Origin of the sequence: Alicyclobacillus herbarius DSM 13609 (assembly GCF_000430585.1) — a bacterium.
GTDB lineage: Bacteria > Bacillota > Bacilli > Alicyclobacillales > Alicyclobacillaceae > Alicyclobacillus_G > Alicyclobacillus_G herbarius.
Genome location: NZ_AUMH01000001.1, coordinates 238,972 through 254,035, shown reverse-complemented (window position 1 = coordinate 254,035; position 15,064 = coordinate 238,972). Strand labels below are relative to the sequence as shown.

16 protein-coding genes are annotated in these 15,064 nt (G+C 59.3%); 1 reads left to right on the top strand and 15 read right to left on the bottom strand.

The window, feature by feature from the left end; genetic code table 11:
- Positions 1-106 precede the first annotated feature (106 nt).
- From H522_RS16825 to H522_RS20210, 4 genes are all read right to left on the bottom strand, one after another.
- The gene (locus H522_RS16825) at positions 107-1,291 is read right to left on the bottom strand and encodes an NAD(P)/FAD-dependent oxidoreductase (protein ID WP_035451977.1); all 1,185 of its coding nucleotides are present in this window, start codon (positions 1,289-1,291) and stop codon (positions 107-109) included.
- Between the two features lie 166 nt (positions 1,292-1,457).
- The gene (locus H522_RS0101235) at positions 1,458-2,990 is read right to left on the bottom strand and encodes a ComEC/Rec2 family competence protein (protein ID WP_026960910.1); all 1,533 of its coding nucleotides are present in this window, start codon (positions 2,988-2,990) and stop codon (positions 1,458-1,460) included.
- Positions 2,987-4,102 (bottom strand): transglutaminase domain-containing protein, encoded by a 1,116-nt coding sequence (locus H522_RS0101230; RefSeq protein ID WP_051343596.1) that lies wholly within the window; start codon positions 4,100-4,102, stop codon positions 2,987-2,989. The genes H522_RS0101235 and H522_RS0101230 overlap by 4 nt, the downstream gene beginning before the upstream one ends.
- 69 nt (positions 4,103-4,171) lie before the next feature.
- Positions 4,172-5,203 (bottom strand): helix-hairpin-helix domain-containing protein, encoded by a 1,032-nt coding sequence (locus H522_RS20210; protein ID WP_051343593.1) that lies wholly within the window; start codon positions 5,201-5,203, stop codon positions 4,172-4,174.
- A gap of 230 nt (positions 5,204-5,433) precedes the next feature.
- On the opposite strand from H522_RS20210, the gene mntR reads away from it, so the two are divergent.
- Positions 5,434-5,856: a transcriptional regulator MntR gene (gene mntR, locus H522_RS0101220; protein WP_035452113.1), complete on the top strand. Its 423-nt coding sequence runs from the start codon at positions 5,434-5,436 to the stop codon at positions 5,854-5,856.
- Between the two features lie 70 nt (positions 5,857-5,926).
- Here the strand turns inward: mntR and H522_RS0101215 are convergent, their stop codons facing one another.
- From H522_RS0101215 to mltG, 11 genes are all read right to left on the bottom strand, one after another.
- Entirely contained in the window at positions 5,927-6,664 is a 738-nt protein-coding gene (locus H522_RS0101215; RefSeq protein WP_026960907.1) for a class I SAM-dependent DNA methyltransferase, read from the bottom strand.
- Entirely contained in the window at positions 6,661-7,008 is a 348-nt protein-coding gene (rsfS, locus tag H522_RS0101210) for a ribosome silencing factor (protein WP_026960906.1), read from the bottom strand. The genes H522_RS0101215 and rsfS overlap by 4 nt, the downstream gene beginning before the upstream one ends.
- A gap of 13 nt (positions 7,009-7,021) precedes the next feature.
- Complete coding sequence (yqeK, locus tag H522_RS16815) at positions 7,022-7,627, bottom strand: bis(5'-nucleosyl)-tetraphosphatase (symmetrical) YqeK (RefSeq protein WP_051343591.1); 606 nt, start codon at positions 7,625-7,627, stop codon at positions 7,022-7,024.
- The gene (gene nadD, locus H522_RS16810) at positions 7,620-8,258 is read right to left on the bottom strand and encodes a nicotinate (nicotinamide) nucleotide adenylyltransferase (RefSeq protein WP_281173057.1); all 639 of its coding nucleotides are present in this window, start codon (positions 8,256-8,258) and stop codon (positions 7,620-7,622) included. The genes yqeK and nadD overlap by 8 nt, the downstream gene beginning before the upstream one ends.
- Before the next feature lie 29 nt (positions 8,259-8,287).
- Positions 8,288-9,154, bottom strand: a complete 867-nt coding sequence (aroE, locus tag H522_RS0101195) for a shikimate dehydrogenase (RefSeq protein ID WP_026960905.1) — start codon at positions 9,152-9,154, stop codon at positions 8,288-8,290.
- A 122-nt stretch (positions 9,155-9,276) separates the two neighbouring features.
- Positions 9,277-9,444, bottom strand: a complete 168-nt coding sequence (locus tag H522_RS0101190; RefSeq protein WP_155836103.1) for a hypothetical protein — start codon at positions 9,442-9,444, stop codon at positions 9,277-9,279.
- A 142-nt stretch (positions 9,445-9,586) separates the two neighbouring features.
- Positions 9,587-10,762 (bottom strand): GTPase, encoded by a 1,176-nt coding sequence (locus H522_RS0101185; protein WP_026960903.1) that lies wholly within the window; start codon positions 10,760-10,762, stop codon positions 9,587-9,589.
- Complete coding sequence (locus H522_RS0101180; protein ID WP_026960902.1) at positions 10,763-11,299, bottom strand: YqeG family HAD IIIA-type phosphatase; 537 nt, start codon at positions 11,297-11,299, stop codon at positions 10,763-10,765.
- A gap of 68 nt (positions 11,300-11,367) precedes the next feature.
- The gene (gene sigK, locus H522_RS0101175; protein ID WP_026960901.1) at positions 11,368-12,069 is read right to left on the bottom strand and encodes an RNA polymerase sporulation sigma factor SigK; all 702 of its coding nucleotides are present in this window, start codon (positions 12,067-12,069) and stop codon (positions 11,368-11,370) included.
- A 245-nt stretch (positions 12,070-12,314) separates the two neighbouring features.
- Positions 12,315-13,823: a penicillin-binding transpeptidase domain-containing protein gene (locus tag H522_RS0101170; RefSeq protein ID WP_026960900.1), complete on the bottom strand. Its 1,509-nt coding sequence runs from the start codon at positions 13,821-13,823 to the stop codon at positions 12,315-12,317.
- 140 nt (positions 13,824-13,963) lie between these two features.
- Positions 13,964-15,064: an endolytic transglycosylase MltG gene (mltG, locus tag H522_RS0101165; protein WP_245577959.1), complete on the bottom strand. Its 1,101-nt coding sequence runs from the start codon at positions 15,062-15,064 to the stop codon at positions 13,964-13,966.

The following is a 15,064-nucleotide window of genomic DNA, read 5'->3' as shown; positions in this document are numbered from 1 at the left end:
CCGCCCCCATCAATGCAAAAGGGCCATGCTCAGGCCGTGCCCACAGATAGGCATTGGCCATCGGCATGGCCCCGTTGACTGGGTATCGTTGAGAGGTAGTCCGGAATTAAAAGTGAGCAATTTCAGGTGTCTTTTCTGCCGTCAATCGGAGACCGCCAATCTGATACAGGTACTTGAGCTTGCTGGCCTCTTTCGCCAATCCGGCCGCCAGACCCTTGACCGGAATGCCGAACATGTTACCGACGCCGACCTCGGGACCGACGGACGCGAGCGTCCCCATGTTGTGGGGATGGAAAGGCCGTAAAGGCTGACGGTGGATGGCCGAGCTGACGTTGGCTGCCAGCACATAGCCCATCTGAGTGGCATACTGGGCGGTCGGCGGCAGCGGACGGCCGTTTTCATCTTCGACCCACGCGCTGTCTCCACCGATGAAAATGTGTGAATCATCCACCGACTGCAGGAACTCGTTAACCTTCGCACGCCCACGCCGATCCACCGTGAAACCGGCCTCGGTCAGCAGGGGGTTAGCACGGACCCCGCCAGTCCAGATGATGGTCCGCGCTTTCACGCTCTCGCCGCCCTCAAGGTGCACCTCGTTTTCCGTCACTTTGACAATCTTCGTGTTGGTGCGCAGAATCGCTCCCTTTTCCGTCAGCATCCGCGCCGCCTCATTGCGCAGAGACTCGGAAATCATCGGGAGAATCGTGCTCATCGCCTCAATGTTCTGCAATTCGACCAGGTTCCGATCAATTCCGTATTTGGTGCACAAGGACGGCAGCCAGTCGAGCAGTTCGCCCGCCAGTTCGACCCCGGTCAGGCCGGCTCCACCGACCACAATCCGCAACCGCTCCGGGTTCGGATCGTCCTTGTACGCAGCAAACTGGTCTTCGATATGCTGCCGGATTTGAATCGCGGTATCCAAATCATTCAAGACCAAGCTGTGTTCCTTCAGCCCTGGAATGCCGAAGTACTCGGAAACCCATCCAAGGGCAATCACCAGCCATTCGTACTCGTGCTCCTGCCCGGAGCGAGTTTTCAACACCTTTTTTTCGCGGTCGATGGCCGTCACTTCATCCACGACAATGTTGGATGTCTCGCGGTGAATCAGGTCCGTGAGATTGACCGCGTAGTTCGTCGGCGTACCCCGGCCGCCGGCCGCTTCGTGCAAAAGGGTTACCAGCGTGTGATACGGCGTTTTGTTGATGAGCGTAAACGGTTCAGCAATCTTGTCCAGCTGAACCGCTGTCATGGCCCCTGCGTAACCCGCGCCCAGAACGAATGTCTTTGCCATTGTCCTCTCCCTCTCCGTAGTCTCTGACCAGTTCGTTTGTTACCATGCGCCAGCCGAGGACGGCGCATGCCATACCAGTGTGCCACTTCGTGGCGCGCTATGTACGACCGTTCCAAAGTAGGAGTATAGCACAGTTTTGGGACAGACATGAACCACTTCTGCACATTCACGACCGTAGCCGATCCGTTCGTCTCCACGCCTGACGCAGCCAAAACCAGGCCGCCGGGGTGAACACCCAGAGCACATACCAAGCCGCAATGAGGGACGGATCGACCGAGGACGACTGCCATAAGGAACCTGGTCGTGCGGAAATCCACGCCGTAAGGCGCAGGAATACGTGCAGAATCGATACGGCCAAAGAGAACATGCATCGGGTCAGGAGGGGGATGGGGCCCACCTGAGGCACCAGGCAAATAGCGTCGGTCGCAGCAGCCAAAGGCAAGAGCACTGTCAGCAGGGGTTCGGTTAAAAGGTTTGCCACGATGGAATACGGAGTGATCTGGTGGAACACCAGGTCGATAAAAGGAGCCAGGAGGGCGTCGATGACCACGGACACCCAGATGGTGTCAAGCATCCCCCAGACCACGCGCAGCCCGCGCCGCCCAATCTCTCTCGGCCGGCGATAGGGCCGACGCCAGAGTGCATACTGGATGGCACCGGTCGCAAAGAAGGAGAGCCACGCGCTGATGCCAAGCAGGGTGGTTGGCTGACAGAGCGCCATGACGAGCGCGGCGACCAACATGCCGTCCACCACCCTGGGCGTCCGTCCGAGATACCCCCCAAGTTCATGATAGGCGGCCATGAGAGCGGCCCGAACAATCGAAGGCTGGGCTCCGCACAGACGCGTAAACTCCCAGAGAAAAAGGAATTTCAGCAACAGAAACGGGAGCCGGCCTGCGGCGTACAGACGCTGAAAGGGACGCAGACAGGCGTTCACAACCCCTAACAGCAAGACCACATTGGCGCCGCTGGCAGCCAACACGTGGAGCAATCCGGCGCGCAGAAACTCGTCGTGGAGGTCAGGGGTGACCTGACCGCTGCCGAAGACAAGGCTGTCGAACAAGGCCACATCCGTAGCCAGGTCCGAACCGGCCAGCGCGTTGAGGTGCGCATCGATGTTCTGATGCAAGGTATCTTCCAGGGTCGGCGCGTGTGGCGTGACCGACAGGAGGCGGCCGCGAAACCCGTATTCAGGGGGCTGCCAGGGCAATAGTGAGGTGGATGGCGCGATGAGGACGCCACGCAAAAGCAGCGTGTCCCCGGCTGTGGCGATTGGACGGGAAGTGGCGCCGGGCCACCATACGGACACCTGACAACGGTGCCAGGCAGCGTTCGGTGCCAACATCCGGAACTGAGTGACCTCAATCATCCAGCTACCCCCGTTGGACGCCTCCAATAGGGTGCCCTTCATCTCTGCCGCTTGCCCCTGCCATTCTGAGACCCACGCTGGGCACGTCGCTTCCCGCCAGGCGCCGAACACCACGGCGCATACCAGCACCAGCACGCTCACGGCAAGGTGCCGAACCCAGCGCGGCCGAGGGGACAGCGTCAACACGATGACAAGCACACACGTCATGAGGACCAGGGCAGAGACGCCCCAGGTCCTTATCGGTACCCCAGTTCCCTGAACGAAAAATCCGCAAAGGACAGTAAAAATGCATAGGCAGATTTCGATTCGCCAGCGACCGGGACGGCTCACCGCACCCCCCGAATCGCAATGGCATGTTCGAGCACGTGTGTGGCGGAGAAGTTCGGCGGATCAAACCACATGTCCTGCTCAGATCCCCACGTGGTATCGAGCGGAATCCACCGATGATTCTGGGCATCCCAAACCTCGTTCCAGGCGTGCGGCCCGTGCTGTTGGGCGGTACCGCCAATGCCTTCGTCAATCTTGACCGTCAAGCCGACCGCGTGCGCCATATCGGCGTAAAGCAGGGCATAATCGGCACAGACCCCCTTGTGGGTACGCAAGGTCGTGAGCGGGGTCTGATTATCCCAGTGATGATGATAGACATAGTCGTCATACTTTTTCCAATCATAGTGGATATGATGAATTTCCCATTCGTAAAGTGCGTACGCCTTCTCCCGATCCGTCTGGTCCTTGCTGGTTATCTGCTTTGCCAACTGGGCGATGGGTTTCGGCACGGCCAGCACCCCTTGACTCTGATTCGTCGAACTCGGGACGGCGACCAGGCTGATATTCTGCACCAAGGGCTGGAATGCGCCTTGACTGAGCACGGGAATCTCCCGCGCCATGAATGGTTTCAGCCAGGGTTGGTAGACGGTCGTACGCAGCCATTGATAGGCACTCGAATCTTCTGCCTCGGTGTTCACCTTCGGTGCATTGAAGTACTGCAAACCGAGAAAGATGAGGCCGCCGGCAGCCAGACAGCGGCCGGCCCCGACGAGACAACCAAGCAGACCGCCGAGCAGCCGGCTCGATTTCAAGCGCCCCGGGACCATGCGGACGACTGCCCGTGGCAAGATGTCAAACCAGCTCCGAATCATGCTGGAGGCCATTAGAAAAATCAAGACAAAGGCCAACAGTTGCGCGACGCCTGGCGCCTGTTGCCAAAACGTGACCAACGACGCCAGCCAATCCGGCTGGGACGTGGGATGGGTGTGTAAGGCCAACAGGTTAAGACGATTGCTCCCCCACCAAGCGAGCGTCAACGCCGCGCCGCCTGAAATGAGAGACACGAGCAACGAAATCACGTGAGCACTCTCATACGCAAAGCCACGGTTGAGTCCTGCAAATGCTGACAACACAAAGATGATGGCAAGTCCTGCAGTGACCCAGTTGATATCCACCAAAACCCTCCTCATGTTTCTCGATCGACTTGTTCCCTGAACGGGAGTGGCTCCGGAACTCAGGGTGAGCTACGGTGCAGACGTTGTCCCCGCGTCCGACACATAGAGATACGGAGAGAGCCGCGCCAAAGTGGCTGCCCCAATCCCCGTCACCTTGTCTAAATCTTGTACGGAGGCAAACGGTCCATGTTGTTCGCGATACTGGATGATGGCTGTCGCGCGCGCAGGTCCAATCCCGGGCAGTGTCTCAAGGGTTGCTGCGTCGGCCGTATTCAAATCGATCTTGCCGGATACGCCAGTCTCTTTGTCTGTATTACCGCCGCCTGCCGTTCCGGTGGACGCTGCACCGTTGGTACCCGCCAGCGCCTGCAATCCCCCCGACGCCGCCGCAGTGTTCGAACCGCCGCCCGGCGTCGACCGGTTCACCGTGGCCGCGCTCGCCCCACCGTCCTGCGTCTGTTGCGTCCGTCCCGCTGCGTTCGGAATCACAACCTCTTGCCCGTCGTCGAGCAGTTCCGCCGCGTTGACGACCCCGGCATCCTCTGCGTGGCGATAGCCTCCCGCCGCCCGGACGGCGTCCGCGATGCGTGCGCCAGCGGCCAGTTTGTAAAGCCCCGGTTTTTTTACGTCTCCATGTATATCAATTATAATTTGATTCCCTTCCGATGAGCGGCTGGCAGAGACGCCAGATTTTCCTGTTGATTGCCCGGAGGGCGCTGACGCGGTCACGGACACGGAAGCGTTTGGCACGGTCCGGGCATGAAGACCGCCTAATATATACCCCCCAGCAATCAACACAAGCGCTGCCGAAAAGACCTGAAGTAGACGAGTGACCCTACTTCTGATCCAACTTCGATGCGACCGTTGCCCAAACCGGAGCGACCGCTTCTGTCCCTCCTCTCCGTCCCTATCCTCGCTCGTCAGGGATACTACCTGGTCATCGAGCTCCCTCGCTTCCTCCGCGAAGGTGAATGAAACGTCGAGCGCTTGTTCTGGGTCTTCGGGCCACTCGGCTTCGGTCAGAAACACCACCTCGTCGGACCTTGACGAATGGCCTTCTTCCCATCGATGACACGGTTTTGCCTGGCCTGCGGCTTGCATCTTTTGCCTCCTCCATCCCCTTGGTTTTCGCTCAAGCGTTTGACAGGACACACGCTTCAAATTCGTTTGCAGTACCCTGGGCTCCTGTTTGCTATCGTTGAAGAAAGACAACACTTTGCGTACTCACCTGCATACATTGCCGATAAGCACTCGTATGTGTAAGATAGAGAGGCACACGCCCGCCAGATGGATGGGGCCCAGTGGGGGTTATGAACTTGTTGACTCCAAGTATGGAGGATTATTTAGAGAAGATTTATGAACTAATGAATGAAAAGGGGTATGCGCGCGTCTCCGACATCGCATCCTCGCTCGATGTGCAGCCTTCTTCTGTGACAAAGATGTTGCAAAAGTTGGATGAGAACGATTACGTCACCTATGAGAAATACCGGGGCATCGTTTTGACCTCGCGCGGGCAACAGCTCGGTAAACTGATGAAACAGCGCCATCATCGACTGGCGGAGTTTCTCCGCATGCTCGGCATTGAGGAAGACATCATTCAAAAAGATGTGGAGGGCATTGAGCACCACGTCAGTCCCAGCACGCTTGACTCGCTCCAGTCCCTGGTTTTGTTCTTCGACGAACACCCTGAGTGCTTGGCTGGCTTTCAGGCCTTCCAGGAGCAGCGCAAACAGGCAGGAAAGACCGACGAATAGGGAAGCTCGACCGATGGGTGACGGCAACACCAAAGCCCCCGGACGTTTTCACTGATGTTTACCCACACGCTTAAGCGTCCGATCTCGCCACGACCAGCCACCGTTCCGCCAGCGGCAAGGGAGAGGCGCCAAAATCACCGGTTACTTCCACGCGTGAAAAACCGCTTTTCCTCAGCAGGTCTCGGATTTCCTCGTACGCATAATAGCGTTGCTGGTGCGCTTCGATAATCCGTTGGTAGTCCCCATTCTCCTTCTGGATAAAAGCATGGACTTCGTAGTCAATCCTGCCGTCTTCCTGAACCACGCTTTCGAACAATACGGCCGCATCGTCGGCCAGTTCATAAGATAAACCTTCTCGAAGCGCGGCTAAGCGGCTGGGGCCAATCAGGTCAAAACACAGCCACCCGTCCTCCGTCAGGTTGTTTCTCATCGCTTGAAAGGCCTGGCGTAGATCCTCCTTGTCAACCAGGTAGTTCAGACTGTCGCAGGTGGCCACCATCAGGTCGACTGGAGACGGAAGTTTTAACTGAACAAGGTCTTGGCACAACCACTCCACCTGAACCCGCGTTTGTCGGGCGCGATTGTGCGCCAGTGCCAACATGTCATTGGAGGCGTCGACACCAATTAGGCGCCGGACCAAGGGGGCCAAGCGCACGGTGAAACGTCCCGTGCCACACCCCAAATCGGCTGCCGACCTGCGGCTTAAGTCTGGGATGTGGGCGGCTATCCACTGTAGCCAGGCGTCATCCGGGGCGTCCGCCATGAATCGGTCGTAGACGGACGCCAGCAGGGTGTACGGTGCGCTCATGTCAGCGGAATCTCCTTGGCGTCACCCCAGAGCCGCTCCAAGTGATAGAACTCCCGCTCCTCCGGACGAAAGACATGCACGACCAAGTCCCCGAAGTCGATGAGCACCCAACGGGCCTCCTCCAACCCCTCGGTTCCTTTGCAATCCACACCCATCTCCGCCAGCTTGTCGCGAACCGCCCGCGTGACCGCCTCAACCTGAGTTCCTGACCGGGCTGAACAAATCACAAAGCAATCCGCAATTGGCGTCAACTCATGGATGTCCAGCGCCACAATGTCCTGCGCCTTTTTATCCGCGGCTGCATCGGCTGCAGCTCGCGCCAGTTCCAAGATGGATGCTGGCATGCATGTTCCTCCCTCACAAATTGGTGCTGCCCTGTGAATCCAGGTTCCCCGCCTCGGCCGCTTGCACGCGGTGCCAAAGTTCGTTGCGTGCCGCGACCGTGCCAGGATAAATGGGCGCATGGCGAAGTAGCAAGTACTGAATGGTCGAGTCGAACGATTCCGCAAGCGCCTGCGTCAGATTCCGTTCCGCTAGCTCCCGCAGGTGTTCCACACGTGGATACGAGCGGGAAGGCTCTATCGCATCCGCGAGGCAAAGGATGCACTCCAGTTGCGACATGCCCACTCTCCCCGTCGTGTGATAGAATAAGGCGTTTCGGATCTCCTCATCCTGTATTTGAAAGCGGACGTACGCTTCCTGCGCAGCCACCGGCCCATGCAGAAGCTCTGGGATCGCCATCATGTCCGCTGGCAAGCCTAGCGTTTGCGCGTATGACCACAGCCGCTCGACGGGCCACTCACGGGCGTAATCATGGAGCCAAGCTGCCAGCCGGGCCTTACCCACGTCCACGCCGTGTCTTACGGCCAGATGAGTCGCGGTTTCCACCACCCCTTGGACGTGTTTGAACCGTTCCGGGCTCAGCCCCGCTCGCACCGCGTCGACAATCTGCTCCTCACTCATGCCTTTTCTCCCCTCCCGACACTGACCCAGCTTTTTTCCGATCCGGTTTGTGGACACTATCGGGTGCCTGGTTCCAAATCTCCAGCACCCGGTCTGGCATCAGCCCGCAGGCTGACTTTCCGGCCAACAGGCGCTGTCTCAGCCAGGTTGAGGAGACGTCGATAATCGGCATGTCCAGGGTCTTCAGCAAAAGCCCGGGCAGGCTTTGCGCGACGCGCCGATAGACCTCCGAAATGTCGTAGCCGCTGCGCGGAGCCACGAGAAACGGGATCTGCCGCACGAGCTGCGGGGCACCCTGCCATGTCGGCAACGAAGCGAGGCTGTCGGCGCCAATCAGGAAGCAAAAGTGTTCACCTGGGTAGCGCCGCTTAATGGCCGCCACGGTATCCACCGTGTAGGACGGCAGCGGCAATTCTTGTTCAATCGTCGAGATTTGAAAATGGGACCTGCCCACGATGAGCGCCCGTAACATCTCCACTCGCCAAGTGAAATCACGTTCCGGCTGGGGCTTGTGGGGCGGGGCGGCCGCAGGCACAAACCAGACTTCGTCCGCGCCCGTCTGCTCCAGCGCCAGCTCAGCCATCACCAGGTGCCCGATGTGCGGCGGATCGAACGTCCCACCGAAAAGAATGATGTCCGTGTTGATCCCCTCTTTCCGGCTTACAGTCCCAGGAACTCACGCGCCGCGCTGCGCATTACTGACACGGGAGCGGTCTTGCCCGTCCAAAACTCAAACGCGGCGGCACCCTGATGCACCAACATCTCGAGGCCATCCACCCGCACCGCCTGACGCCGGGCTGCCTGTTGCAAGAGCCGTGTTGCCAGCGGACGATACACCATATCCTGCACGACCTGTCCGCGCTGCAAACACCCTTCATCGTCAATCGGCGACGCCTCATCGTTTGGCCACATGCCAATCGGGGTCGCATTAACAATGACGTCCGCCTCGGCAATGGCGTCCTCCCGCTTTGCCCACGCAATCGGCTTTACGGATATGTATTCTTGAAACGATTCTACGGTCGCGGCAGCCTTCCGCTCGTCGCGGGCAGCTACCAGAACCTCTGCCGTCTTGGCATATAAAGCCAGGCCCGCCAAAGCAGCCCGGGCCGCCCCTCCGGCGCCGAGAATGACAACCCGCCGCGGCGGCTTTCGCAAGGCCGCTTGCAGGCTTGTCCACCAACCCGAAACGTCGGTGTTATGCCCTATGGTCCCTGCTGCGGCCATCGCCTCGCTTGAGTCGGGAACCTCGGCTGGAAAGCGTAAGGTATTGACAGCCCCAGCCAGTTTCGCCTCGTCAGTGTGCTCTGCCGCCCACTGGTAGGCGCCCAATTTGTGCGGAATCGTAATATTGACTCCACCTGCGCCAAGCGCCCACAGCCCATCCAAGGCGGACTGCAGGTGAGTTTTAGGCACCGCAAACGCGAGATAGACGCCGTCCACGCCGGAGGCCGCAAACGCCGCGTTCATCATCGCCGGCGACGCCGAATGGGCCACAGGCCAGCCAAGCACGCCATACAGCTTCTGCATCTCGTTCCCCCCTCATCAACCCGCCAGAGGTAGTCCGGAAAGGGGTCAGAATTCCCCTTCCCGGACACATGCTCCACGACTCGCGCGGCCGGTCGTGCCTGCCATCGCGGTGTCCTACTCTATCAGCCCTGAAACCGCAAGACCGCCTCGAGGCTCCCATCGCTGACCCGGAGCCGTACGTCGTTCAGGCGACTGTCGGCTAGCTCTGGATGCTCTCGGCGAACCACTTGGACACACTTGCGAATCTGATAGAGAAGCTGGTCTACAGGCAGCGGATTCTCTCGCATCACGGTAACGACAACCTCCCGGCACCCCACCTCTGGTCACGCTCCTCCTGCGAACTAACCTCACTCGGGCTGGCCCATTGGACTGGGCGGCTATCGTAGGTGTATTCGCAAGATTGGAGCAATATGCCGGGTCCCGTTACCCCCGTTACCGGCGGCTGAGGTCTCCCAACAGCCGCGGTCGCACCGCGTATGTAAGCGGATTGGATAACCATAGATTACCGCGCATTCGGCGGCCAAACAAGGAAAGCCAGCCAATCCCGGCAAGTGTGATATCTGCGCCCTTGCGCCCAAAGTGAATCTGGGCAGCCCCCGCTTGCGGCATCTGCCGTACCGGCCCTTCAATCGCAACACGGCGTAGCTCGCCCAGACGCGCGCGGCATGCAGGGCAGGGGACACGCAGAATGTCATCCGCGTGATTTTTGCCAAACGCCTCGGCACGTTCGAGTTTTGTCCGATGCACGGTCAATCGATTGCTGACGTAGCAGACAATCGGTTGGTATTCCCCTTCGACCAGGTCAAACCGGGCAAAGTTCCCAATCCAGAGGGACTGCCCCGGGTTCAACTGGTAAATACGTGGGCGCAGCCGCTGCTCGGGCACCGCTACCTTTAAACAATCGGCGCACAAAAGGTCAATCGCCCGCCGTCCGCGGATGAGGCCAGGGGTATCAAATAGCCGCACGGTCCGGCCATTTGGGGTCTCATACTCCGTTCCCACCAGCCCGAGGGTGGTTCCGGGCACCCGCGAGACGGTGAAATTCAGGCCACCCGATTTCCCCTCTGCCAGCAGCCGGTTCAACAACGTCGACTTGCCGACGTTGGCCATACCCACCACGTACGCACGCGCCTCTGCCATGGTCTCAATCTGTGCAGCCACCTGCTCTAGCCCGCGCCCGTGGCGGGCGCTGACGAAACAAACGCCAGCCGGTTCAATCCCAGTGCCACGTACGACGTGCGACACCCAGTCGGTAAGGGCATCCACCCGGACTTCCCGCGGAAGCAAATCAACCTTGTTGACGACCACCAACGTCTTGCTTTTGCCAATCAGCGAACGAAGCCCCGGCACCAAGCTGCCTTCGAGATCGAACACGTCAAGGACGTACAGCACTAAATCCGGGTGTTTGCCGACCTCAGCCACTTGCCGCTCATATTCCTCGACAGGCACCACAATCGGGGAAAACTCCCCGTAATGGGTGATCCGGTAACAACGCCGACAGACCGGATCGATCCTTGTCAACGCCGACACCGGCACATAACCTGGTTCATCCTCGCGTTCCGTCTGTAACGCGACCCCACACCCACTGCACACCAACGTTTCCCTCATCTATGCCTTTCCCTCCCGATTCGGACGGACCAAACCGCGGCGCTCCAACCCCCGAAAAACCAATCGTTCAGCTACGCGGGTAAAGCGCGTTCCCCACCACTCGCGCTCCGATATTGGCAACACTAAAATGGTGTAAATGCCGAGTCGACGGGCCCCGCGAATATCGGTAAACAGCTGGTCGCCGACCATCACCGTCTGCTGGGGCGTGACCCCAGTCGCTTGCATCGCCGACAGAAACGCGTCCGGCTTGGGTTTGCGGGCCGCGGCAATCGCCCTAGCTCCCAACCGCTCGGCAAACTCCACCACACGCACACCCCGATTGTTCGAGACAATGCACAGCTCAAATCCTAACCGCGTGACCCGCGCGTACCACGCAACCAATTCGTCCGGGATGACCTCATCGTTCCACGGCACCAGCGTGTTATCCAAGTCCGTTAACAATAAACGCCGGCCGTCCTGATACAGCTTGTCCAAATCGATGGCATAGACGCTCTCGACGTACTCATCCGGCATAAAGTTGGTCCACAGTTTTGGCATTTCATCCCCCATCCGACATATCGCTTTCACTCTAGCACATCGAACAGCGATGACCAAGAGCAGGCAGGTCAATGAACTCGACCCGCCCGCATTTGTTCATACAGCCGATTTAAGGCCTTGCGTTCAATCCGCGATACATAGGACCGCGAAATGCCCAGTTCCTGGGCTATCTCGCGCTGCGTCTTCTCTTCTCCGTCCGGGAGTCCGAACCGCTTGCACAACACCTCCCGTTCCCGATCTGGCAGATTGGGTAGGTGCTCGAACATCTTTTGCTTCTCCCACGACAGGTCGACTGCCTGCACCACCTCGTCTGGATGTGTGCCGAGGAGGTCAGACAGCGTCAGCTCATTCCCTTCTTTATCCTGGCCAATCGGCTCCTCAAGTGACGTGTCCCGCCGGTGCTTGCGCGTACTGCGAAGGTACATGAGGATCTCATTGTCGATACAGCGCGCCGCAAACGTGGCCAGTTTTGTGCCGTACTTGGGGTGATAGCTTTCCACGGCTTTAATGAGGCCGATAGTGCCGATGGAAATCAAGTCTTCCGGGTCCTCTCCGGTGCCTTCATACTTCTTGACCAGATGGGCGACCAGGCGCAGGTTGTGCTCAATCAGTTTGTTTCGGGCGTGAGTGTCTCCGCGGAGCATGCGCTCAGCGTACATTCGCTCTTCTTCGGCAGACAGCGGCTGCGGAAACGTGTTATTGCGGACATACGAGACAAATAGGGAGACATCCTTCAACACCAGCATCAGCAGTGTGAACAATCCCGGCATCGTCCGCACCCCCGTTCGTAAAAGCGCGTGTCCGGAAAGGGGTTAGGTAAGACCCAAGCAGTGCAAGGAAGCTAGCCCAAAATGCGATCTGGGCCTGGTCCCCAGTGGGGACCGTATAGGCCGGCGACAGCCCGTGCGTACGTCTTTCGGTACGTGAAGGAGCATTTTGGGCGCTGACGAAGCAATGCGCAGGGGAGTTCTGACCCCTTTCCGGATCACCGCTAAAAGCACGATGCGCACTATTCCTAACGTATGCCGCAGACCCCGTGAAACTGCCTGTACCAGTGCGCCAGCTTCCTGACCGCTGTGAACACCTGCCGGTGCGCGGCAGTCTCCGGTGCGTTCAGCACGGCCACAGCAAACGCGACACGCGGCCGGTCGGCAGGCAAGAGCCCGACCACCCACGCATTAACACGCCCAGCATGCGGCAACTCGGCCGTACCGGTCTTAACCGCCAATGGCTCTTCCGCGTCGTGGAGCACGTGGGCCGTTCCTGCTGGATTTTCCACAGCTTGTCGCATCGCCTGCCGTAAGATATACGCCGTCCCCGGCGACATCGAACGCACCGCCGGGTGCATGGAAAACTCGGTGCGGACCCCGTCAGGGGTTTCCAGATCTGTCGCCAAGCGCGCGTCGCGGTATACCCCGCCTGCTCCGATGGTAGCCGCCAGATTGGCCGCCTGGAGTGGCGACATGCGTACGTCCTCTTGGCCAATGGCCGTGTTGGCCAAAAGCCCCGCGTCGTCACCGGAGCGGACGAACACCTGGCCACGTATGGCCTCAGGGAGGACCGGCCTACCGCGAAACGTCTGCAGGCCAGTCTGCCGGATGCCGAGCTGTTCAGCCATCCGTTGAACCCCGGTTCGCCCAACGGCCGCCCCGATGAGCGCAAACGCTACGTCGCATGATTCCGCCAGGGCTTCGGTGAAGGTTTCCGGTCCGTGTCGGCGCCAGCAGTGCATCTTCACCCCCGCCAACGGCACCACCCCCGCACAGAAGAAGCGTGAATTGGCTTGAAACCGAAACGATTCGAGAGCGGCCGCCGCGGTGATGAGTTTAAAGATCGACCCGGGCGTTTCCGGTCGTACAGCGTGGTTCAACCACGGATGATGCACGTCTCGACTCGCCATGGCCAAAATGTCGCGGGTTTGCACATCAACCACAACCAGGGCCGCGCGCGGGCTGCCCATTTGGTCGAGAATCGCGTCTGCGGTCGTCTGCCAGGCCGCATCGACCGTCGTGCGCAGGTTCAATCCACTGTTTCCGGGGCGTTTATACCACCCCCTTTGGGCTCTCCCTCGAGCATCCACGAGCCAGGCGAGAAAGCCAGGCTTGCCGGTGGATAAAAAGCGGTCAAACCGATACTCGAGACCGGATCGACCTTGCACGGGTACCGACCGTTGCACATCGGGCCAACGGTCGGGAAGACCGACAAGGCCAACGACCGCATCCGGACGCTCTGCGGCCCGCTCTTGATGAATCGGCCAGTCGATGCCCAATCCGTCTGGAGCCTCAAGGTGGGACCTGCGCGTGGTACCCGACCACGGCTGGCCATTTCGGAACAAAATCCGTCCCCGACCGTCATCCGTCTGAATTACGTGAAAGTGCTCCGCGTCCAGTGCGATAGCCGGACGTACGAAGGTTAGGTGATGACCGCCGGCAGGCCATACGGAGACGACAAACAGCCGCCCCAACAGGGCGGCTAACCCAACAAAGCACAGAGACGTTATCCATAACCACCGCCTGCGACTCATGACAGCCCTGAGTTCAACCTCCTTGAAGCGGTTATCCGAACCCCTTTTCGGATGCGCGCTTGCACTCAGGGTGCCCTGCAGGCCCGCAGTAAATTCCGTATTATTCCAGTTCCGCTACCGAGCACGAACCATACAACCGCTCACGAGCGGATATTGAGGTTGTGTTGACTCTTCGCTTCATTGCGCAGCTGCTGCGCGTACGTGACCGCGAAGTAGTGCTCCCCGGAGCCATTGTTTTTCGCCACGTAGTACAGGTAATCGGTCTTCGCCGGGTAGAGCACCGCGCGAATGGACGCCGACCCAGGGTTCGCGATGGGCCCGGGTGGCAGACCGTAGTATAGGTATGTATTGTACGGGCTCTTGACGCGTGTGTCCTTGACGGTGACCACGTTCCGATGACCGAGGATGTACTCAATCGTCGCATCAATTTGCAGCTTCATCGGCGGCTTGTGGTGGAGGCGGTTGTCGATCACGCTCGCGATAATGGGTCGTTCGCGGTTGACCTTCGCCTCCTTTTCAATCAACGACGCTTCCGTAATCACCTCCGGCAGGGACAACCCCCGCTGTTTGATGACCGGTCCTAATGGACTAGCAACCCGTTGCTGGAAATCAGCCAACATGTCATCGACGACGTCGTGGGCCGATTCGCCCTTGTCGAACTCATACGTATCCGGAAACAGGTAGCCTTCCAAACGCCAGCGAACCTGCTTGTTGTTTGGCAAACTTTTGAGAAAGGGCTCGGAGAACTGTCCGTGTTCCACCTCATGCAAAAACGCCTGCCGCTTGACCACCCCGGCCGCCTGCAGTCGGTCAGCGATTTGGGTGACGGTAAACCCCTCCGGGATGGTAACGCGAACGACCGCCGCGTCTTTCCCGCGCACCAGGTCGTGCACGAGGCTTGGCAGCGACTCTCCCAGGGGCAAACGGTATGTCCCCGCCTTCAGGTCGACCCCTTGCTCTGTGTAGCGAAGATACCAACGAAAAACGGTGGCATTGCGAATGAGCCCGGCCGCTTGCAATTTCTCTGCGATGGAGAACACCGACTCTCCAGGCCGAATGATCACCTGTACCCGGCCCCTATCTTGGCTTGGCGGTCGCAGGTTGACCCCAATCCAGGCCGCAAACGCCACAACCGCGCAAACCACCAGAAGCAAAGGTGCCGCCCACCATAAGCGGCGCCAGCGGGTCAATCCGTCTGCACCTTGCTGGGAAGGTGACTTGCCTATCCCAAACCTTGACAA